General features: G+C 69.2%; 24 protein-coding genes. 16 read left to right on the top strand and 8 right to left on the bottom strand.

All coding sequences use genetic code 11. From position 1 onward, the window contains the following. The first annotated feature begins 94 nt into the window (after nucleotides 1-94). The 5 genes from BJY22_RS06595 to BJY22_RS06575 all read left to right on the top strand — a co-directional run bounded on the left by BJY22_RS06595 (nucleotide 95) and on the right by BJY22_RS06575 (nucleotide 4,077). Nucleotides 95-949, top strand: coding sequence for a helix-turn-helix transcriptional regulator (locus tag BJY22_RS06595; RefSeq protein WP_167204411.1), 855 nt, complete (start codon nucleotides 95-97; stop codon nucleotides 947-949). 57 nt (nucleotides 950-1,006) lie between these two features. Then, on the top strand, nucleotides 1,007-1,909 hold the full coding sequence (locus BJY22_RS06590) for a UbiA family prenyltransferase (protein WP_167204409.1): 903 nt from the start codon (nucleotides 1,007-1,009) through the stop codon (nucleotides 1,907-1,909). A gap of 4 nt (nucleotides 1,910-1,913) precedes the next feature. Continuing rightward, a complete protein-coding gene (locus tag BJY22_RS06585; RefSeq protein WP_167204407.1) occupies nucleotides 1,914-2,759 on the top strand; it encodes an alpha/beta fold hydrolase in 846 nt (281 codons plus the stop codon). Nucleotides 2,760-2,856: 97 nt separating this feature from the next. Continuing rightward, nucleotides 2,857-3,666 (top strand): phytanoyl-CoA dioxygenase family protein, encoded by an 810-nt coding sequence (locus BJY22_RS06580; RefSeq protein ID WP_167204405.1) that lies wholly within the window; start codon nucleotides 2,857-2,859, stop codon nucleotides 3,664-3,666. A 69-nt stretch (nucleotides 3,667-3,735) separates the two neighbouring features. Further along, entirely contained in the window at nucleotides 3,736-4,077 is a 342-nt protein-coding gene (locus BJY22_RS06575) for a cupin domain-containing protein (RefSeq protein WP_167204403.1), read from the top strand. On the opposite strand, the gene BJY22_RS06570 is transcribed toward BJY22_RS06575, so the two are convergent. Continuing rightward, nucleotides 4,074-4,658 (bottom strand): YdeI/OmpD-associated family protein, encoded by a 585-nt coding sequence (locus BJY22_RS06570; RefSeq protein WP_167204401.1) that lies wholly within the window; start codon nucleotides 4,656-4,658, stop codon nucleotides 4,074-4,076. The two genes, BJY22_RS06575 and BJY22_RS06570, sit on opposite strands and share 4 nt — an antisense overlap. Next, a complete protein-coding gene (locus tag BJY22_RS06565) occupies nucleotides 4,655-5,620 on the bottom strand; it encodes a helix-turn-helix transcriptional regulator (RefSeq protein WP_167204399.1) in 966 nt (321 codons plus the stop codon). Before BJY22_RS06565 ends, BJY22_RS06570 begins: the two co-directional genes overlap by 4 nt. An 86-nt stretch (nucleotides 5,621-5,706) precedes the next feature. On the opposite strand from BJY22_RS06565, the gene BJY22_RS06560 reads away from it, so the two are divergent. From BJY22_RS06560 to BJY22_RS06550, 3 genes are all read left to right on the top strand, one after another. After that, a complete protein-coding gene (locus tag BJY22_RS06560; RefSeq protein ID WP_337758290.1) occupies nucleotides 5,707-6,675 on the top strand; it encodes an ATP-binding cassette domain-containing protein in 969 nt (322 codons plus the stop codon). Next, on the top strand, nucleotides 6,675-7,484 hold the full coding sequence (locus tag BJY22_RS06555) for an ABC transporter permease (RefSeq protein ID WP_167204397.1): 810 nt from the start codon (nucleotides 6,675-6,677) through the stop codon (nucleotides 7,482-7,484). Before BJY22_RS06560 ends, BJY22_RS06555 begins: the two co-directional genes overlap by 1 nt. Before the next feature lie 93 nt (nucleotides 7,485-7,577). Beyond that, nucleotides 7,578-8,741, top strand: a complete 1,164-nt coding sequence (locus tag BJY22_RS06550; RefSeq protein WP_167204396.1) for a zinc metalloprotease — start codon at nucleotides 7,578-7,580, stop codon at nucleotides 8,739-8,741. 129 nt (nucleotides 8,742-8,870) lie between these two features. Here the strand turns inward: BJY22_RS06550 and BJY22_RS06545 are convergent, their stop codons facing one another. Beyond that, nucleotides 8,871-9,704 (bottom strand): NAD(P)H-binding protein, encoded by an 834-nt coding sequence (locus BJY22_RS06545; RefSeq protein ID WP_167204394.1) that lies wholly within the window; start codon nucleotides 9,702-9,704, stop codon nucleotides 8,871-8,873. 91 nt (nucleotides 9,705-9,795) lie between these two features. Between BJY22_RS06545 and BJY22_RS06540 the strand changes: the two genes are divergently transcribed. Continuing rightward, a complete protein-coding gene (locus BJY22_RS06540; RefSeq protein ID WP_167204392.1) occupies nucleotides 9,796-10,728 on the top strand; it encodes an AraC family transcriptional regulator in 933 nt (310 codons plus the stop codon). Nucleotides 10,729-10,767: 39 nt separating this feature from the next. Then, the gene (locus tag BJY22_RS06535) at nucleotides 10,768-11,304 is read left to right on the top strand and encodes a putative immunity protein (protein ID WP_202891013.1); all 537 of its coding nucleotides are present in this window, start codon (nucleotides 10,768-10,770) and stop codon (nucleotides 11,302-11,304) included. Here the strand turns inward: BJY22_RS06535 and BJY22_RS06530 are convergent. Genes BJY22_RS06530 through BJY22_RS06520 form a run of 3 tightly spaced genes read right to left on the bottom strand, consistent with a single transcriptional unit; the run spans nucleotide 11,282 to nucleotide 12,974 of the window. Next, nucleotides 11,282-11,971 (bottom strand): dienelactone hydrolase family protein, encoded by a 690-nt coding sequence (locus BJY22_RS06530; protein ID WP_167204390.1) that lies wholly within the window; start codon nucleotides 11,969-11,971, stop codon nucleotides 11,282-11,284. The genes BJY22_RS06535 and BJY22_RS06530 overlap by 23 nt on opposite strands. Nucleotides 11,972-11,987: 16 nt before the next feature. Then, the gene (locus BJY22_RS06525; RefSeq protein ID WP_167204388.1) at nucleotides 11,988-12,371 is read right to left on the bottom strand and encodes a TIGR03618 family F420-dependent PPOX class oxidoreductase; all 384 of its coding nucleotides are present in this window, start codon (nucleotides 12,369-12,371) and stop codon (nucleotides 11,988-11,990) included. A 12-nt stretch (nucleotides 12,372-12,383) separates the two neighbouring features. Then, the gene (locus BJY22_RS06520; RefSeq protein WP_167204386.1) at nucleotides 12,384-12,974 is read right to left on the bottom strand and encodes a dihydrofolate reductase family protein; all 591 of its coding nucleotides are present in this window, start codon (nucleotides 12,972-12,974) and stop codon (nucleotides 12,384-12,386) included. An 84-nt stretch (nucleotides 12,975-13,058) separates the two neighbouring features. On the opposite strand from BJY22_RS06520, the gene BJY22_RS06515 reads away from it, so the two are divergent. After that, on the top strand, nucleotides 13,059-13,511 hold the full coding sequence (locus BJY22_RS06515) for a winged helix-turn-helix transcriptional regulator (RefSeq protein WP_167204384.1): 453 nt from the start codon (nucleotides 13,059-13,061) through the stop codon (nucleotides 13,509-13,511). Here the strand turns inward: BJY22_RS06515 and BJY22_RS06510 are convergent. Further along, complete coding sequence (locus BJY22_RS06510) at nucleotides 13,508-14,350, bottom strand: phosphotransferase enzyme family protein (protein ID WP_167204382.1); 843 nt, start codon at nucleotides 14,348-14,350, stop codon at nucleotides 13,508-13,510. The genes BJY22_RS06515 and BJY22_RS06510 overlap by 4 nt on opposite strands. 4 nt (nucleotides 14,351-14,354) lie before the next feature. Beyond that, nucleotides 14,355-15,608 (bottom strand): MFS transporter, encoded by a 1,254-nt coding sequence (locus BJY22_RS06505; protein ID WP_167204380.1) that lies wholly within the window; start codon nucleotides 15,606-15,608, stop codon nucleotides 14,355-14,357. 83 nt (nucleotides 15,609-15,691) lie between these two features. Between BJY22_RS06505 and BJY22_RS06500 the strand changes: the two genes are divergently transcribed. From BJY22_RS06500 to BJY22_RS06480, 5 genes are all read left to right on the top strand, one after another. Further along, nucleotides 15,692-16,597, top strand: a complete 906-nt coding sequence (locus BJY22_RS06500) for a LysR substrate-binding domain-containing protein (RefSeq protein WP_167204378.1) — start codon at nucleotides 15,692-15,694, stop codon at nucleotides 16,595-16,597. A 146-nt stretch (nucleotides 16,598-16,743) separates the two neighbouring features. Beyond that, on the top strand, nucleotides 16,744-17,820 hold the full coding sequence (locus tag BJY22_RS06495; protein WP_167204376.1) for an ABC transporter ATP-binding protein: 1,077 nt from the start codon (nucleotides 16,744-16,746) through the stop codon (nucleotides 17,818-17,820). Nucleotides 17,821-17,824: 4 nt separating this feature from the next. Continuing rightward, a complete protein-coding gene (locus BJY22_RS06490) occupies nucleotides 17,825-18,259 on the top strand; it encodes a phosphatase domain-containing protein (protein WP_337758285.1) in 435 nt (144 codons plus the stop codon). A gap of 21 nt (nucleotides 18,260-18,280) precedes the next feature. Further along, on the top strand, nucleotides 18,281-18,676 hold the full coding sequence (locus BJY22_RS06485) for a Rid family hydrolase (protein ID WP_167204374.1): 396 nt from the start codon (nucleotides 18,281-18,283) through the stop codon (nucleotides 18,674-18,676). Further along, nucleotides 18,673-19,179, top strand: coding sequence for a GrpB family protein (locus BJY22_RS06480; RefSeq protein ID WP_167204373.1), 507 nt, complete (start codon nucleotides 18,673-18,675; stop codon nucleotides 19,177-19,179). Before BJY22_RS06485 ends, BJY22_RS06480 begins: the two co-directional genes overlap by 4 nt. Nucleotides 19,180-19,247: the final 68 nt, after the last annotated feature.

Here is a 19,247-nt window from a genome sequence, read left to right as displayed (position 1 = left end):
CTTGGGTCGGGTACGGCGGACGCGGTAGCGGAGCGTTCATCCTGGGAGTCCCGCTCCCTGGCTCGGTGTGCCGGCCGCGAGGCAGCATGGACGCATGGAACGTGACGAGCTCGCCGACTTCCTGCGCCGGCGCCGCGCGGCGATCCGCCCCGCCGAGGCCGGCCTGACCGAGAGCCCGCGGCGGCGGACGAACGGCCTGCGCCGCGAAGAGGTCGCCATGCTGGCGGGGATGTCGGTGGACTACGTCGTACGCCTCGAACAGGGCCGAAGCAGTCAGCCGTCGACGCAACTGCTCGCGGCGCTGGCGCGGGCGCTGCGGTTGTCCGACGACGAGCGCAACCACCTGTTTCATCTGGCGGGGCACCAGCCACCGCCCGCCGACGGCGTCGCGCGGCTGGCACGGTCCGGCCTGATCCGGATGCTCGACCTGCTCGGCGACACCGCGGCGATGGTGCTCTCCGACCTCGGGGAGGTTCTCGCCCAGAACCGGATGTCGGTACTGCTGGCCGGCGACCAGACGAACCTCTCCGGCGACCGGCGTTATCTCGTCCACCGCTGGTTCGTCGAGGCCGACGGTCGCGACGGCTGCCCTCCCGAGGACAGGGACCACCAGTCGCGTCAACTGGTTGCCGACCTGCGCGCGGTGGCAGGGCGGCGCGCGGGCGATGCCACGGTCACCGGGTTGGTCGACCGGCTGCAGGCGGCGAGCGACGAGTTCCGAGCGTTGTGGTCCGATCACGAGGTCGCGGTACGCCGTGGCGATCGCAAGACCGTGCTGCACCCCGAAGTCGGTCGCCTGGTGATGGACTGCGAAACCCTGATGACGCCCGACCAGGGCCAACTGCTGCTGGTCCTCACCCCCGCCGATGTCGAGAGCCGGGACCGCCTCGACCTGCTCCGGGTCCTGGGCACCCAGGAGTTCCCCACCGGCACATCGCAGACATCGTGAGGGGATTCACCCTCAGGAGGGAAGCGAGGTGCGCCGCTCCAGGAGGACAGTGGTGATGTGAGCACGGACGTGCAGGTACGGGGACCGCGGGTCCGGGATGTGATCGCGGTGGGCCGGCCGGCGTTCTGGGTGGTCTCGATCGTCCCGTACTACACGGGGATCCTGCTCGCGACCCATCGGCTGATCCCACCGTTCGAGGAGTGGCCGCGGCTGATCGTCGGGGCCGTCGTGATGGGACCGCTCGTCTGGCTCGCCGTGCTCGCGGTCAACGACGCGTACGACCTGCCGAGCGATCGGCTCAACCCGCGCAAGGCCAAGTCGCCGCTGCTGGACGGGCGGATCACGCTGCGAGCAGCGAAGCGACTGGCCTTCGCAGCTGCGGTCGCGGCGGTCGGACTGAGCCTGCATGTCGGGATCGTGTTCGCGCTGGGCGTCCTCCTGGCCGTACTGCTCGGGTACGCGTACTCCGTCCCGCCGGTCCGGCTGAAGACCCGCGCCGGCTTCGACGTCGCGGTCAACGCGCTGGCGCTGGGCGCTTTCGGGCCGTTGGCCGGCTGGGCGGCGATCAACCCGGACCTGAGCGACTTCCCGTGGCTGATGGGCCTGCAGGGAACGCTGGCCGCCGTCGGGCTCTACCTCCCCACCACACTCGCCGACCTGGACGCGGACCGCGCCGCCGGGTACCAGACCATCGCGGTCCGCTTCGGCGCGCGGACGACGTACCTGATCGGGTACGGCGCCTGGATCGCGGCAGCCGCACTGTCGGTGATCCTCGCGGCCACCGGGACGATCATCCCGCGCAGCATGCTCCCGCTCGAGGTCGTGATGGTCCCGGTCCTGATCGCCGCGTACCGCAAACTCATCGGCCCCCACCAGTCCTTCAAGGGCATCATCACCCTCGCCACCCTCTTCCTACTCCCCTGCGCCACCTTCGCCCTGACGTACACCGGAGTGCTCTAGATGTATGCACGGTGGCCCAGGGTCCGGCGCCGGCGCCGGGTGGCGGCGGTACTTCGATCCCGCCAGGTACAAGGTGGTCCTCGTCGACCAGCGCAACTGCGGACGGAGCACACCTGATGCGGCCGAGCCGGACGTGGATCTCAGAACCAACACCACCGGGCACCTGATCGCGGACTTCGAGCAACTCCGGGAGCAGCTCGGTATCTCGAAGTGGCTGCTCCTGGGCGCGTCCTGGGGCGCGACGCTCGGGCTCGCGTACGCCGAGCAGCACCCGGAGGCGATCTCGGAGGTCGTCCTGTTCAGCGTCACGAATACCTCCCGCCGCGAGGTCGAGTGGGTCACCCGCGACATGGGCCGGATCTTTCCCGAGGAATGGGCCCGCTTCCGCGACGGCGTACCGGAGGATCAGCGGGGCGGCAATCTCGCGCTCGCCTACAGCCGCCTGTTGCACGACCCCGACCCCGCCGTACGTGAGAAGGCCGCACGCGACTGGTGCGACTGGGAGGACACCCATGTCCGCACGCATCCCGACTGGCGACCGGACTCGGCGTACGACGATCCTGTGTTCCGGCTGCGGTTCGCGCGGCTCGTGACGCACTACTGGGGGCATGCGGCCTGGCTGGAGGAAGGCGTTCTGGTGCGCGAGGCGGGCAGGCTCGCCGGGATTCCCGGGGTACTGATCCACGGCAAGCTCGACATCAGCGGCCCGCCTGACATCGCGTGGCTGATGGCCCAGGCGTGGCCGGACGCCGAGCTGTATCTGGTCGAGCAGGAGGGCCACGGCGCAGGAGGTTCGCGCACCCAGGACCTCATCCTGCAGGCACTGGACCGCTTCGCAGTACAGCCCTGACTGCTTCCCTTCGCGCCTGCGGGTGCACGTGCACGAAGGGAAAAGATTTGATCACTGATCTTTACAGCGATGAAAGGTGCAGGAACCCTGTTGTCCCATGACTCTGACCCGCCCGGAGCTGGAGACCGACTACACCCTTGGCCGGTCCGCTCTCGCGCACTTCCGCGAGCACGGTTTCGTGAAGCTGAAGAACGTGCTCAGCCCCGAGACGATCGCGGAGTTCGAGCCGGAGATCACCGGCAAGGTGATCGAATTGAACACGCAGCAGCTTCCGCTGGAGGAGCGTGACACGTACGGCAAGGCGTTCCTGCAGGTGACGAACCTGTGGCAGGACAGCGAGCGCGTACTGGAGTTCGTGTCGTCGCCGCGGCTGGCGCGGATCGCGGCGCAACTGCTCGGCGTGCAGTCGGTGCGGCTGTACCACGACCAGGCGCTGTACAAGGAGTCCGGCGGCGGCGTCACCCCGTGGCACGCAGACCAGTACTACTGGCCGTTCGCCACCGACCGCTGCGTGACGGTCTGGATCCCGTTGCAGGAAACGCCGATGGAGATGGGGCCGTTGTCGTTCGCGGCCGGCAGCCACACCTTCGAGTACGGACGCGACCTGCCGATCAGTGACGAGTCCGAGCGCGTCCTGCAGGAGACGCTGGCCGAGCAGAACTTCCCGGAGGTCTCCGAGCCGTACCAGCTCGGCGAGGTCAGCTATCACCTCGGCTGGACGTTCCACCACGCGCCGCCGAACACGACCGATATCCCGCGCCGGGTGATGACGGTGATCTACGTCGACGCCTCGATGGAGATCACCACGCCGGTGAACGACAACCAGGTGGCGGACCTGGCCGCCTGGATGCCCGGCAACCAGCCCGGCGACACGATCTCCTCTCCCCTCAACCCGATCCTGTACTGAGCAAACCCACCCCGGCGCCGCCGACAGCCGCACTCGCCTTCTGTACCTATTGGTATGTACGATGCCGCCATGAACCCATCCATCAGCCGCGTCGTCGTCCTCGACCAGCAACTGCCCGAGGCCCTGCCGGTGCAGCGCGTCGAGGTCCGCCGGATCACGATCGGCCCGCACACCGCGCTCGGCCCGCACGTCCACAACGGTCCCGTGTTCGGCAACATCGTGTCGGGGTCGGCGATCTACCAGCAGGCCGCCGGCGACCAGCCGCGGGTCCTGTACGCCGGTGACGTGTTCTACGAGCCCGCCGTCGAGCGGATCGCCCGCTTCGACACCGAGGACGAGGGCGTCACCTTCATCGCCTACTTCCCTCTCACCGCCGGCCAGGACGCAACACTCGACCTCGTCGAGGACTAGAGCGTTCGCTTCTGCGGGTAGAGGGTCTCGCCGCGCGCCAGTTGCTCGACGAACCGCGCGATCCGGCGCACCCGGGTCTCGGGACGTTTCGCCTCGTTCACTTGGTAGATCACCCCGAACCGGTTGGCACTGGTCAGAATCTCGAACATCGCCTGCGCCTTCGGCTCCGCGGCCAGCGCCGCCGCCAGATCATCCGGGACCTCGAGCGTGCTCGCCCCGCCGTACGCCTTGTCCCATCGGCCGTCGGTCTTCGCTCGCTCGACCTCGGCGCGTCCGGCGGCGTACATCCGGCCCTCCCGCTCCAGCCGCGCGATCAGGTCCACGTTCCGCTTCGACCACATGCTCCGCGCGCGCCGCGGTGTGTACCGCTGGACGAACGTCTGCTCGTCGCGCCCGCGCCGCTGCCCGTCGATCCACCCGTGGCACAGGGCTTCCTCGAGCGCCTCGTCGTACCTGAGGCTCGTCGGCGTGATCACGTTCTTCTTGGCGAGCACCAGCCAGACACCGTCGTTCTCCGTGTGATGCTCCTGGAGCCAGGCGTGCCAGGCGACCGCATCCGCGACGATCAGTTCGGTACTCATGACACGGCCTCCTGGTAGCGCGCGGCCAACTGCGCAGCGGCGTCCTTCAACTCCGGCGGTCCGACCAGCTCCAGATCGCATTCGAACATCCCGAACGTCGCGGCGAGCCCGGTCCACGACCACGCGCTCAGTACGAGCCGGCAACTCGTCGGCGTGACCTCCTCGACGAACGCTCCCCGCCCGGCCCATTGCGCGATGTCCGACGCCTTCGCCTGCAGGATCGCCTCACCGCGGCACGGGTTCTGATCCGTCCCGCGGAAACGGCTGGAGATGTACGTCGCGACGTCCGGCGCCGGCAGTTCGCGCGGACTGAAGCGCGGTCCCGTCGGCGTCTTCGGCGTCATCCGGTCCACCCGGAACGTCCGCCAGTCGTTGCGGTCCAGGTCCCATCCGATCAGGTACCACCGCCCGCCCCACGTCACCAGGTGATGCGGCTCCACCTTCCGCGGCGGCAACCACTCGTCCGCCGGCGCACCAGGTGACGCGTAGTCGAACCGCAGTACCTCACGGGCGCGCACCGCCGTACCGATCGCGATCAGTTGCTCGGAGTCGACCGTGGTACGGCGGTCGGCGTAGCGATCGACCGTGGTGACCTGCAGGGCGTCGACCCGTTGGCGCAGCCGCGCGGGCATCACCTGACGGACCGTGGCGAGCGCCCGCAACGCGCCCTCCTCGATCCCGGTAACCGTACTCGTCGCGGTCTGCAACGCGACCGCGACCGCGATCGCCTGGTCGTCGTCGAACAGCAGCGGCGGCAGGTCGGCCCCCGCGTCGAGCCGGTAACCGCCGTCGGGGCCTTTCGTCGCGCGCACCGGGTAGCCGAGGTCGCGCAGCCGGTCGACGTCGCGGCGGACCGTCCGCGCACTGACCTCGAGCCGATCGGCGAGCAGAGCACCCGGCCAGTCCCGTCGCGCCTGCAGCAGCGACAGCAGCGCCAGGAGTCGAGCAGAGGTTTCGGACATGACCTCAGATTGCCACGAGTAGCGGCCAGAACCTGTCCGCTACTCCTGGAAACGTCGTCCTCATCAACCGATCGAAGGAGCGACCCGTGATCAGCACCCGAGCGCTCACCCGGGATTTCGTGGTGAGCCGTACCGAGACCGTGCACGCCGTCCGCGGCATCAGCCTGGACGTCGAGCCCGGCGAACTGGTCGCCGTCCTCGGCCCGAACGGCGCCGGCAAGACCACCACCCTGCGCATGCTCACCACCTTGATCACCCCGACGTCGGGCACCGCGACGGTCGCCGGGTACGACGTGACCTCGCAGCCCAGCCAGGTCCGGCGGCGGATCGGGTACGTCGGCCAGGGCAACGGCGCGGCGCACAACCAGCGGGCCGGTGACGAACTGGCCGGTCAGGGCGTGATCTACGGACTCGACCGCCGCGCCGCCCGGCTCCGCGCCGGCGAACTGATCGAGGCCCTGGAGCTGACCGAACTGGCACAGCGCAAGGTGTCGGAACTGTCCGGCGGCCAACGGCGGCGGCTCGACGTCGCGATGGGTCTCGTGCACGCGCCGTCGCTGCTGTTCCTGGACGAGCCGTCGACCGGACTCGACCCGCAGAACCGGGCGAACCTGTGGGACCACATCCTGCGGATGCGCGCGCAGTACGAGATGACGATCGTGCTCACCACGCACTACCTGGACGAGGCCGACTCGATGGCCGAGCGTGTGGTCGTGGTGGACCACGGCGAGGTGATCGCCGACGACACCGCCGACGCACTGAAGGCCGAACTGGCCGGCGACCGGATCGCGCTGACCGTTGCTCCGGGCAACATCTCGCAGCTGCGCCGGCTGGCCGAGCGGGTGCCCGGGGTCCACGAGGTCGTTGCCGTGGGCGACGAGCTGAGCCTGCGGGTCGCCGACGGTCCGGCGACACTCCCCGAACTCGTCACCGCCGCGCAGCAGGACGGCGTACCGATCGCGGCGGCGCAGGTGCACCGCCCGACTCTCGACGACGTATTCCTCAACCTCACCGGCCGCAGCCTGCGCGAAGACTCCAACGGAAAGGCAGCCTGATGACCACGCTCACCCTCACCACCCCGGCCGTGACCGAGGTCCAGCCGTCGCGGAACCTCCTGCGCGACATCCGGATCGTGATGACCCGGGAGCTCAAGCCGGTCCTGCGGGATCCGTTCAGCCTGCTGTTCGGGATGATCCAGCCGCTGATCTTCCTCGCCCTGTTCGGTCCGTTGCTCGCGGGATCCATGGGCGGAGCGTTCGACGCCGGCGTGTGGCAGTGGTTCGTGCCGTCGATCCTGGTGATGACCACCCTGTTCGGTACGTCGGCCACCGGGTCGAACCTGTTGTTCGAGTTCCAGACCGGTGCGCACGAGCGGATGCTGGTCACGCCGCTGTCCCGCTCGTCGCTGCTGATCGGCCGGGCGCTGAAGGAGATGGTGCCGTTGTTCGGGCAGGCCGTGATCGTGATCGCGGTCATGACGCCGTTCGCGTTCGACCTGCACGTCGGCGGTGCGGTGGTCGGGCTGGCGCTGCTCGGCGTGTTCGGTGTCGGGCTCGGGTCGTTCAGTTACGCGCTGGCGATCGCCGTCCGCAAGCAGGACTGGATGTTCTGGGTGGTGCAGCAGACGTTCTTGTTCCCGCTGATGATCCTGTCCGGGATGCTGCTGCCGCTGGAGACCGGTCCCGGGTGGATGCGGGTCGCGTCGAAGTTCAACCCGCTGTCGTACCTCGTCGACGCGGAGCGGAGCCTGTTCTCGGGCGACGTACTGTCCAGCGCGGTGCTGTGGGGCTGGGCGGCCGCGATCGTGACCGCGGCCCTCGGACTGACCGTCGGCATCCGCGCAATGCTCCGCTCGGCCGCTTGACCCAATTGAGTCAGTGACCCGGCTGAGCCGTCCTCAGCGGTAGAAATCACTTACGGTGGCGGTCGGATCACCCACCGCCCCGAAGGAGATCTGATGAGGCCCCGCCCCGCCTTGTTCGCCGTACTGACGTCCCTGGCCGCCACCGCGCTCGCCGTCTCGAACGCGGTGGCGGCACCAACTCCCCCAGCCGACAGCGTCAGTCCCGCCGTCGCCCCCGCCGCGACCGACACCGACGGCGACTCGCTCCCCGACACCTGGGAGACGAACGGGTACGACGCCAACGGCGACGGCGTCGTCGACGTGAACCTGCCCGCGCTGGGCGCGAACCCGAAGAAGAAGGACCTGTTCGTCGAGATGGACTACATGTCCGGACGGCTCGCGACCACCGCGGCACTCGACCGGATCGTGCAGGTCTTCGCGTCCGCCCCGGTCAGCAACCCGGACGGCACGACCGGTGTGGCGATCCACCTCGACGCCGGCTCCGCGCGCGGGACGAAGTACGACCTCGGCGGTGGCAACGAGGTCACGTACGACGCCGATCTCAACCCGTCGGGCACCCAGACCACCGCGATCAAGACGGCCAGCTTCGCCTCGGCGCGGAAGGCCGTCTTCCACTACATGCTCTGGGGTGACAGCTACGACGGCGGCTGCAGCAGCGGCCAGGCCTTCAACATCCCGAACGACACGTTCATCGTCACGGTCGGCCCCAAGTGCAACTGGAACGCGACCGACGACATCAACGTCGGCACGTTCGTCCACGAGCTCGGGCACAACATCGGCCTGAAGCACGGCGGCGCCGACCACCTGAACTACAAGCCGAATTACCTGAGCGTGATGAACTACTGGTTCCAGCTCGGTGGTGTACTCAAGGCCGACGGCACCAAGTACTGGGGCTACTCGAGCGTCCAGCCGACGTCGATCAACGAGGCCCGGCCCGACGAGCGGGTCGGTCTGGGCAGTTTGGGCGCCGGCTACCTGACCAAGTGGAAGTGCCCGAACGGCACAACGCGGACCACGGCCGGCGCGGCCAACCAGCCGATCGACTGGAACTGTGACGGCGACACCACCGACTCGACGACGGCGGCCGACATCAATGGCGACAAGACCACGTCGACCCTGATCGCCCAGAACAACTGGGCCAACCTCGTCTTCGGCGGCGGCGCCGTCGGCGGAGGCAGCGAACTCCAGTCCAAGACACCCGCGTCCGAGCTCCAGGAACTCACCCACGAAGAGTGGACCGAGATGCAGCACCGCTGACTGGCGGCCTCCCCGCACCTCAGGTGGGCGGGGAGGCCGGTCGCCAGCCCATCACAATCGCCCGCCAACGGGCGGGCTGAGCGTGCGGCCGCCGCGATGCGGCAGTTGTGATGGCCTGGGCGTCGGCAATCAGCCCGCCCACACACCGGTCTTCGCGGTTTCGCGGGCCCAGGCGGTGAAGTCGCGGGGTGGGCGGCCGAGGACCTCGTCCACTCCGGTCGAGACGTACTCGGAGCGGTGGTTGCGGATGACGGCGAACAGGTCGCGGATCGCGTCGGCGTCCTCCTGCGCCAGGCCTTGCGCGATCAGCTCCGCGACATGGGCCTGCGGGTCCAGGTCGACGTACGAGATCGGGCGTCCGGTCGCGGCGGTCAGTTCGTCGGCGATCTCGAGCATGGTGAGGGTGCGCGGGCCGGAGATCGCGAGGGTCCGGCCGACGTACGACTCGTCGAGCAGAGCGGTGGTCATCACGTCGCCGACGTCGTCGGTGTCGATCCACGCCTCGCCGCCGGTACCGGCGGACAACCGGATCTCGCCGGCCAGGACGTGGTACCGCAGGAAGTCCTCACTGAAGCCCTGCGCGAACCAGGCCGGCTGCACGATCGTCCAGTCCAGCTCGCTCGCCCGCACCACGTTCTCCAGTTCGAGCTGACCGTCGTACACGGCGAAGTCGCGTCCAGGGCTGCCGACGCCGCGACCTGACAGCAGGACGAGTCGCCGCAGCCCATCGGCCTGCTGGACGAACTTGCAGGCCTGTGCGAGCCCGGTCGGTCCGACCGGGGGCGCGAGGTACGCCGTCTCCGTACCGCGGATCGTGTCCGCCCAGGTGTCCTCGTCGTACCAGTCGAAGCGGGGCTCGCTGGAGCGGGACGCCAACCGGTACGGGACGCCCCGCGCGTCGAGCTGGGCGGCGACGCGCCGGCCGGTCTTGCCTTTGCCACTGAGGATCAGGATCGGTGTCATGACTCCAGTCCACCGCAGCGGATTGAGACAAACCATGGCCGTACGCCGCAATTCGATGTCCGAGACGCTCAGCCTGGCGTACCCTCGTCGCATGGATGTGCTCGACGAACTGCTGGCCGGGACCCGGGCGCAGGACGGGGTGTTCAACCTGACGATCCTCGATCTGCCGTGGGCGCTGGAGATCCGGGACGAGGCGCCGCTCGCCCTCGCGACCCTGGTGCGCGGCTCCGGCTGGGTGACCCGCGACGGCATCGAGCCGCAGCGGATGGAGCAGGGCGACGTCGCGATCGTCACCGGCCCGGAGCCGTACGTCGTCGGCGACTCGGTGCGGACCGTGCCGCAGCTGCGGATCCACCCCGGCGGCATCTGCGAACCGTTGCCGGGGGCACCGGTCGACTACTCGGCCCGTCTCGGCGTGCGGACGTACGGCAGTCGCAAGTCCGGCGCGGTGATGGTTGCCAGCGGCACCTATCAGGTGGCGGGCGACGTCAGCCGCCGCCTCGTCACGGCACTACCGCCGGTGCTCGTCGTCCCGGCGGCGGAGGTCGCGGGGTCGGTGATGGACATGATCACCAGCGAGATCCAGCGGGACGCGGCCGGGCAGCAGAGCGTGCTGGATCGGTGGCTCGACCTGGCGTTGATCACCACGCTGCGCGCGTGGTTCGCGCGGCCGGAGTCGCACGCGCCGGGGTGGTACCGGGCGCAGACAGATCCGGTCGCGGGTACGGCGCTGCGGTTGCTGCACGAGGATCCGGCGTACCCGTGGAACGTGTCCGAGCTCGCGGACCGCGTCGGGATCTCGCGGGCGTCGCTGGCGCGGCGGTTCACGGCCGTGGTGGGCGAGGCGCCGATGAGCTACCTCACCGGCTGGCGGATCGCGCTCGCCGCCGACCAGCTCCGGTCGACCCGCGACACGGTCGAGACGATCGCCCGCCGGGTCGGCTACGCGAACGCTTTCGCGTTGAGCGTTGCCTTCAAGCGTGTCCGGGGCATCACGCCGACGGACCACCGCCGGGCGGCGTGAAAGCTTCAACCGAAGGGTTCAACGATACGATTGAGGCTCATGGGTCACCCGGAAATCCCGCTGAGCCTGGACGAGCTCCGGCACCTCAGCCTGTGGACAGCCGACTGCGCCGAGCGGGCGTTGCCGATCTACGAAGCGGTCGCGCCGGACGATCGGCGGCCGCGCGACGCGATCGAGATCGTCCGCGAGTTCGGTTCCGGAGGCAAGCGTACGAAGGCGATCCGGACCGCCGCCTGGGCTGCCCTGAAGGCGGCCGGCGAGATCGCGGATCCTGCCGCCGAGGCCGCCGCACGCGCCGCGGTCGGCACGGCCGGTTCGGCGTACCTGCATCCGTTCGCCGCAGCGACTCAGGTGAAGCACATCGTCGCGTCCGCACAGTACGCGGCGTACGCACAGGAACTCGCCACCGGCGATCCGTCGGCGGCCGATGCGGTACTCCGCTGGGCGATCGAGCATGTCCCGGCGACAGTGCGCGAGGTCCTCGCGCGGTACCCGGAAGGCACGCCCGGCCGCAGCCGGCTGGGTGAGCTGCACCGCCGGCTGGAGGCGGAGCTCAGGCGACCGTCGACCTCATGAACGCGAGCGCCTGCGGCCACGCCAGGCGGAACGCGTCCGCGTTCACGGCCTTGTCGTGCCGGGACTTGTCGGAGAAACCGTGGTCCGCCCCGGGGAAGTACTGCGTGAACGTCGCGCCGGCGGTCCGCGCCTGCAGGACGGTCTGCAGTGTCTCGAAGTCCGCGTTCGGTACGGCGGCGTCCGCGCTCGGGTAGCTCACCAGCACCGGCGCCGTGATCGCGGCAGCCTCGGCGATCGCGTCGTACGTGTGATGCGGCGGCCGATCCGACGGGACGGTCGGATGGAACGCGACGACGTTCGACACCCGCTGGTCCCGCGCCGCGAGCAGGAAGGCGAACCGCCCGCCCAGGCACCACCCGATCACACCGACCTTGCTGCATCCGAGGTCGTCGAACAGGTAGTCCAGCAGCGCGCCCTGCTCGGCAAGCGCTGCGTCGTCGTCCATCTCCCGCAGCATCCCGCCGAGCTCCTCGCGGGTGGCGTTGTCCGTACTGCGGCCCTTGAACGGATCCCACGCCAGCGCGGTGATCCCCTCACCGGCCAGCTCGTCCGCCCAGGTCCGGATCTGCTCGCCGATCCCGGTGATCATCGGCAGCATCAACATGCCCGCCCGCCCCACCCGCGCCAGATACGCGTCCTGCTCCCCGACCGTCACCGTCACACCCATGGCGGGAATCCTAAGGTCACCTGACCCCCACGGTCTGGTGGTCGGGCTCGATGACGGCGATGACGCGGTCCTGGTCGCGGCCGTACGGCTGGCCGATGTACTTCTGGGCGATCTGGTCGACGAGCTCCCAGCCGTCGTCGCCGTCGATCCACTCGACGACGCGGCCACGGACCACCACCGGCTCGTACGGGTTGTCGACCGGAGCGAGCGACAGCGCGACGCGCGGGTCGCGGCGGATGTTCCGGGCTTTCAGGGAGTTCGGGCCGGTGAGGAAGATGATCCGGTCGCCGAGCGTGCTGACCCACAGCGGGATCGAATGCGGTGAGCCGTCCGGCAGAACGGTGGCCAGATGGGCGATCGACGTGCTCTCGACGGCGCTGCGTACGGCGGGGTTCAACATGACTGTGCTCCTTCAGCGAACGATCTCGTAGTGGAGGTGGGTGACACCGGGTGCCGGCACCGCTTCGCGCAGGTTCAGCCGGATGTGTTCGGGCAGCTCCTGGAAGAACGGCCGGCCGCCGCCGAGCAGGATCGGAACCTGGTGCAGCACGAGCTCGTCGACGAGACCGGCCCGCAGCGCCGCGGTGACGGTGCCGCCGCCCATCAGCCCGACGTCCTTCCCGCCGGCCAGCTCCCGCGCCGCGGCGACCGCGTCCTCGATCGTGTTCGCGAGCTTCTGCCGCTCGCTGATCTGCGCCACCGGACCGTGGCTCAGGACGACGAGCGGCGCCTTCGGATGCGGACTGCCGCCGCCGAAGTGACCGGAGTCGTCGTACGTCTTGTGTCCCGCGACGATCGCGCCGACCCGGCCGGCGAGCGCGTCGAAGACCCGCGCACTCGGCGCGCTGAGTTTGAAGCCGTCGAACACCTGGCTCGGGGTGTCACCGTCGAAGTACCAGTCGAACAGCATCGGTGCGTCACCGAGACCGCGGTCCGGACCGGAGTCGCGTCCGGTGATGTAGCCGTCGACCGAGACCGCGAGGCCGCTGATCACCTTGCTCATGGTCCTGCCCTCCCATCGGAGTTCCTTGAAGGAACGCTAACACGATGAAGTTCCTTAAGGGAACCCCAAGCTACACTGGTTCGCATGCAGCGCACAGACTTCAGTCAGATGGCGTGCTCGATCGCCCGCACACTGGACGTGATCGGCGAGCCGTGGTCGCCGTTGATCCTGCGCGACATCTGGGTCGGGTTCTCCCGGTTCGAGCAGTTGCAGGCGGATCTGGGGATCTCCCGCAAGGTGCTCACCGAGCGGCTGAACCACCTGCTCGATCGCGGCGTGATCGAGCGGCGTCCGTACGACCAGCGGCCGCGGTACGAGTACGTGCTGACCGCCAAGGGCCGGGAACTGGTCGACGTCCTGATGGTGATGGTTGCCTGGGGCGACAAACACCTGGCCGGCCAGGCGGGCCCTCCGGTCCTCTACCGCCACCACGCCTGCGGCGAGATCAGCCACGTCGACCTGACCTGCGCCCACTGCGGCAAGCCGATGCACGCCGACGACATCGACATCCTCGCCGGCCCGGGCGCCGCGGCCTAGCTGACGCAGTAGCGGCTGAAGACCTCGAGGTTGCTGTCTACTCGCCGGATCCGGTCGAAGCCCCAGGTGTCGACTCCCGGTCGGTCGACGGTGGTCAGCACCCGGGCCGCCAGATCCCGCAGGCCGCGCGCGAGCAGCGCGAACTCGACGTGGTCGAGATCGAGATCGTCCGCGCCGTACTCGTCGAGGAACTCCACGAGCTCAGGACCGTCGGCCGCGACCCAGACGTCGTACTCGCGGGGTCCGATCACGGCGTTCTCCCAGTCGAGGATGGCCGCCACCTCCCCCGCGTCGTCGAGCAGCAGATTCAACCCGTGGAAGTCGGTGTGGCAGACGACCGCACGGACCGGCTTCTCCGCGACGCGCGTCCGCACGCTCTCCAGTCGCGCGATCGCCGCAGACACCTCGTCCGCCCGGTCGGCGATCCACGGATGGTCCAGCGAGCGACCCAGTTCCTCGATCGCCGGCTCGTCGGTGTTCGCGGGCGGCAGGTCCACCCGCAGCGGGGCTTCGTGGACCTGCCGCATCGCCCGCGCGGCGACACGCCAGTCGCCGAACGTCGCCGTCCGCCCCTCCACGTAAGGAAAGACGGCGTACGCCTGGGAGCCCATCGTCGCGGACAGCTCGCCGTCCAGGGTGCGCAGCGGTTCCACCACCGGCAGTCCGAGCGCCCGCAGTTCCTCCAGCAGTTCCAGCCCGACCGGTCGCTCGCCGTCCCTCCACCTCTTCACGAACCACTTCCTGTCCGCCACCCAGCCCTCGGTGGCGAACCCTCCCGGGTGCGGCTCCAGCGAGGAGATGGTCAGTCCGTAGTCGCGTTCGAGATCCACACCCCGCATCACATCACTTTCCGAGCGTAGCGAGGGAAGCATGAACGCCGTGCTGGGCGGCCAGCATCCGCAATACGGCGGCGTTCACCAGGACCAGGATCAACCCGGAGAAGACCAGCAGGGCGACCTCGGCCGGGAGGAGCGCGATGCCCAGGCCGATCGCGAGGACCGGGATCGCGAGACCGGCGTACGCGATGAGGAAGAGGGCGGCCAGGACCTCGCCGCGCGAGGACGGGTCGGCGAGCGACGCGGCGGTGGCCACCGCCCCGCGGAAGACCAGGCCGACACCGGCGCCGGCCACGATCCCGCCGACGACGAAGAGGAAGAGGTTCGGGATCAGGCCGCCGGCAGCGACGCCCACCAGCCCGACCGACATCGCGACGAGACCGAGGCGGAGCTGCGCCGGCCGGCTCAGGCGGACGAAGACGGCCTGACTGGCCGCGCCCGCGATGAAGACGGCGAACGTGACGACCCCGGCCAGCAGGCGCGAGGTGTGGTGGAGAACTCCGGCCAGGAAGGTCGGCGCCAGCGAGGTGAAGAGCCCGAAGATGGCGAACGCCGCGAAGGCGCCGATCGCGGACGCGAAGAAGAGCGGCCGAGCCGACGACGGAAGCGCCACGCGCTGCGGCCGGTACGCCGGACGTTCCTCCAGCCGCTCCACGGTCTCCGGCACCAGCGCGATCCCGACCGCGCTGAGCAGGAGCAGCACCAGGAAGATCTCGTACGGGCGCTCCAGCGGCGCGGCGACGTACTGCGCCAGCACCCCGCCCACGAGCGGGCCGAACGCCAGCCCGCCGAGGTTCACCATGCTCGAGATCAGGGCCGACCGGCTCGGATCCTCACCGGGACGCGCGATCTGCCGCAGCTCGGACAGATGCGCGGTGGCGGTCGCGGTCAGGACGCCGACCCCGACACCGCAGATGAACCGTGCCAGCAGCAGTCCGGGCACGGCCGGCCAGATCAGGAAGATCGCCGCCGACAGCGCCTCGGCGAGTACGGCGAGCAGCGCGACCCGTCGCCGCCCGAGCCAGTCGCTGACGTGACCGGCGAGGTACAGCGACGCCATCACGCCGACCGCGTAGCTGGCGAAGATCACCGTGATCACGAACGTCGGGAAGCCATCGCGCTGCTGGTAGATCGCATAGAGCGGCGTCGGGATCGTCGAGAAGGCCATCGTGGTGAGGAAGGCCGCCGCGATCACCCAGAACCCCGGAGCATGCGCGAACCGGATCCGTGCACCGGTCCGCGAGGACGTCATGGTGGACATGGTTCCAGCGTGCCGCGCGGCATCTATCGAGTCCAACGAAAGTTCTTGCGCTCTCTTATCGGTGAGTCCGATAATTCGATGCTGTGGACAGCCGGCAGCTGGAGTACTTCGTCGCCGTCGCCGAGGAGCTGAGCTTCACCCGGGCGGCGCAGCGGCTGTTCACGGTCCAGTCCACGGTGTCGGCCGCCGTACGGGCCCTCGAGAACGACTTGAAGACGACGCTCTTCGACCGCTCGACCCGTCGCGTCGTGCTGTCGGCCGCGGGGCAGGCGTTGCTGCCCGAGGCGAAGGCCGCTTTGGAGTCGCTGGACCGGGCGCGGGCAGTGGTCGAGGAGGCGTCGTCGGGGCTGCGCGGCAGCATCCGGATCGGGACGCTGGCCCGGCTCAGCATGGTGAACCTGGCCGACCTCCTCGGGGCGTTCCATCGCAGATACCCACTGGTCGAGGTGCAGGTCGCCACCTCCCCGACGGGCTCGACCGGTCTCGCGGACGACGTACGACATGGTCGCCTCGACCTCGCGCTGCTCGGACTGCCCCGGGCGGAGCTGCGTGGACTCGAGGTGCGCGACATCGCCACCGTGCCGTTCGTGGCGCTGGTGCCGTCGTCGCATCCGCTCGCCGGCCGCGCCGGGGTCCGGCTCGAGGAACTGGCCGGGGAACGCTTCGTCGACATGCCGCCGGGGTTCGGCAACCGGAAGATCGTCGATCGCGCGTTCGAGGCCCTCGGAACGCCGCGGCGGATCCAGGTCGAGGTGCCGGAGCTGACCACGATCCCCGACTACGTCCGGGTCGGGCTGGGCGTCGGCGTCGTCCCCGAACTGGAGCCGGCGGCGGACGAACCGGCGGTCGGCAAGCTCCCGATCCTCGGCACCGAACTGACCTGGACGTTGTCGGTCGTGACGCTCGCCGGTCGACGGCCGAGCCGGGCCGTGACTGCCCTGCTGGACCTGATCGGGGACTCGATCCGCGAGGCCGCGCCGCATTTCTGACCGGTTACATCACCCGGGAATGTAAGTCGTCGGTCAATCGTTGTACGGAGTGCTTCGGTGATACATCACCAAGACACCCAGGACCTGGGCGCCTTTGCTACGGATCGTCCGGCACGTACCTGTCGGCGAAGGAAAGGAAGCGCGAGATGGCAACTGTCTCGTTCAAGGGAGCGACCCGGGTGTACCCGGGGACCGACCTTCCCGCGGTCGACAACCTCGACCTCGACATCGAGGACGGCGAGTTCATGGTGCTCGTCGGACCGTCCGGCTCCGGCAAGTCGACGGCACTGCGGATGCTGGCCGGGCTCGAAGAGGTGAACGACGGCGCGATCTTCATCGGCGACCGGGACGTCACCAACGCCCCGCCGAAGGAACGCGACATCGCGATGGTGTTCCAGAACTATGCGCTGTACCCGCACATGTCGGTGGCCGACAACATGGGCTTCGCCCTGAAGATGCAGGGCATCCACAAGGACGAGCGCGCCCAGCGCGTGCAGGAGGCGGCGAAGCTGCTCGGTCTGGAGGAGTACCTGGACCGCAAGCCGAAGGCACTGTCCGGTGGCCAGCGGCAGCGCGTGGCGATGGGCCGCGCGATCGTGCGCAGCCCGAAGGTGTTCCTGATGGACGAGCCGCTGTCGAACCTCGACGCCAAGCTGCGCGTGCAGACGCGTACGCAGATCGCCGAACTGCAGCATCGACTCGGCGTCACCACCGTCTACGTCACCCACGACCAGGTGGAGGCAATGACGATGGGCGACCGGGTCGCCGTACTGAAGGACGGCGTACTGCAGCAGGTCGACACCCCGCTGAACCTGTACGACCGGCCGCGGAACAAGTTCGTGGCCGGCTTCATCGGATCGCCGGCGATGAACCTGATCACCGCCGAGATCACCGACGGCGGCGCGAAGATCGGCGACTACGTGGTCCCGATCGCGCGCGACGTACTGGCCAAGGCCGGCGACGACAAGACGCTGACGCTCGGCATCCGGCCGGAGGCGTTCCACCTCGCCGACGAGGGACTGCCGGTGAAGGTCGCGGTGATCGAGGAGCTCGGCTCGGACGCGTTCCTGTACGGGGCCGCGGAGCACACCGAGAACCTGCAGGTCATCGCCCGTATCGGCACCCGCCTGCACAACGAGAAGGGCACCGTCGTCCACCTGGCGCCGGACGCCGGCAAGCTGCACCTGTTCTCGACCTCGACCGAGGAGCGCCTTGTAGTTTGACCCTGTGGGCCATTGGCTGAAGGACACACCAGGTGTGATGGAGCTGCCGTCGGGTCGGCTCGTCCGCGGACGCGGTCTGCGGCACGGCCCGGCGGCAGAGCCGTTTCCGACGTACGGCGTCTATCTGCTCGGCAAGGAACCGCCCGACGTGCCCTGGGAGACGCGCTGGGTGAAGTGGCCGGACTTCCGGCTGCCGGTGGATCGCGCGCAGGCGTTGACGGTCTTTCGTGAGGCGCTGGACAGGACCGCGACCGGGCGGGTCGAGTTCGCGTGCGGCGGCGGTCGCGGCCGGACCGGTACGGCGCTCGCGTGTCTCGCCGTACTGGACGGGGTGGCGGCGGACCAGGCGGTCGAGTACGTACGACGGCACTACGACAAGCATGCTGTGGAAACGCCGTGGCAGAAGCGGTACGTGCTAAATCTGTTGACCCGGGGCTGACCGATCGCGTTGGGTCGGAGCGTGACGATCTCGCGGAGCAATCCCGATGAGCTGCATGCGACTCCTGGGTATCACCACGTGACGCGCGTGCAGGCGGACACCTTCGTGTATCTGGCCGGGCAGTGCCCGCTGCAGGTGTCCGGCGAACTGGCTCCGGGAGGCCTCGAAGGTCAGACCGCGCAGGTCATCGCGAACATCCTCACCGCGCTGAAGTCGGCGGGTGCCACGCCGGAGGACGTCGTCCGCACGGTGATCTACGTGGCCAGCCCGGACCGGGAAGACCTGAGCGCCGTCTGGACCCAGCTCAACGCCTCCCCGCTCGCACCGGCCTTCACCACGGCGAGCACCCTGCTCGGCGTCGCACAACTCGGCTTCCCCGGCCAGCTCGTCGAGATCGATGTGACCGCCGCGCTGTGATCGCTCCCGCCGAGGTGCTCGACTACGATCCTCGCTGGCCGCTTTGGTTCGCGGAGATCCGCGCCCGAGTGACGCCGTACCTCGACGGTCTCCCGCACCACCTCGAGCACGTCGGCAGCACCGCCGTCCCCGGCCTGGCCGCGAAACCGATCATCGACGTCGACATCGTGGTCCCGGCCGCGGGCCTGGTCCGGATGGCGATCGAGCGGCTGACCGCCGCCGGCTACCGGCACGAAGGCGACCAGGGGATCCCCGGCCGCGAGGCGTTCGCGCTGCCGCCGGACGCGGTCCACTACCACCATCTGTATGTCGTTGTTGAAGGCAACAAGGCACACCAGGACCACGTGGCGCTCCGTGACCACCTGCGCCTGAACGCTGCCGACCGTGAGCGGTACGCCGCCCGCAAACGCGAACTGGCGCACCTGCTCACCACCGACCGCGCCGCCTATGTCGAGGGCAAAGCCGCGCTCGTCGAGGAGCTGCTCGCCGACGCTGGTCGGTGAACTCCCGACTCGCTCGTTTGCAGATTGTTAACCCCACGGGGTGGCATTCTTAACCGACGCGAGAAGGG

The organism is Kribbella shirazensis (assembly GCF_011761605.1).
GTDB lineage: Bacteria > Actinomycetota > Actinomycetes > Propionibacteriales > Kribbellaceae > Kribbella > Kribbella shirazensis.
Note: the sequence above shows the minus strand (reverse complement) of the source record. Positions and strands in the feature narration are given on the sequence as shown.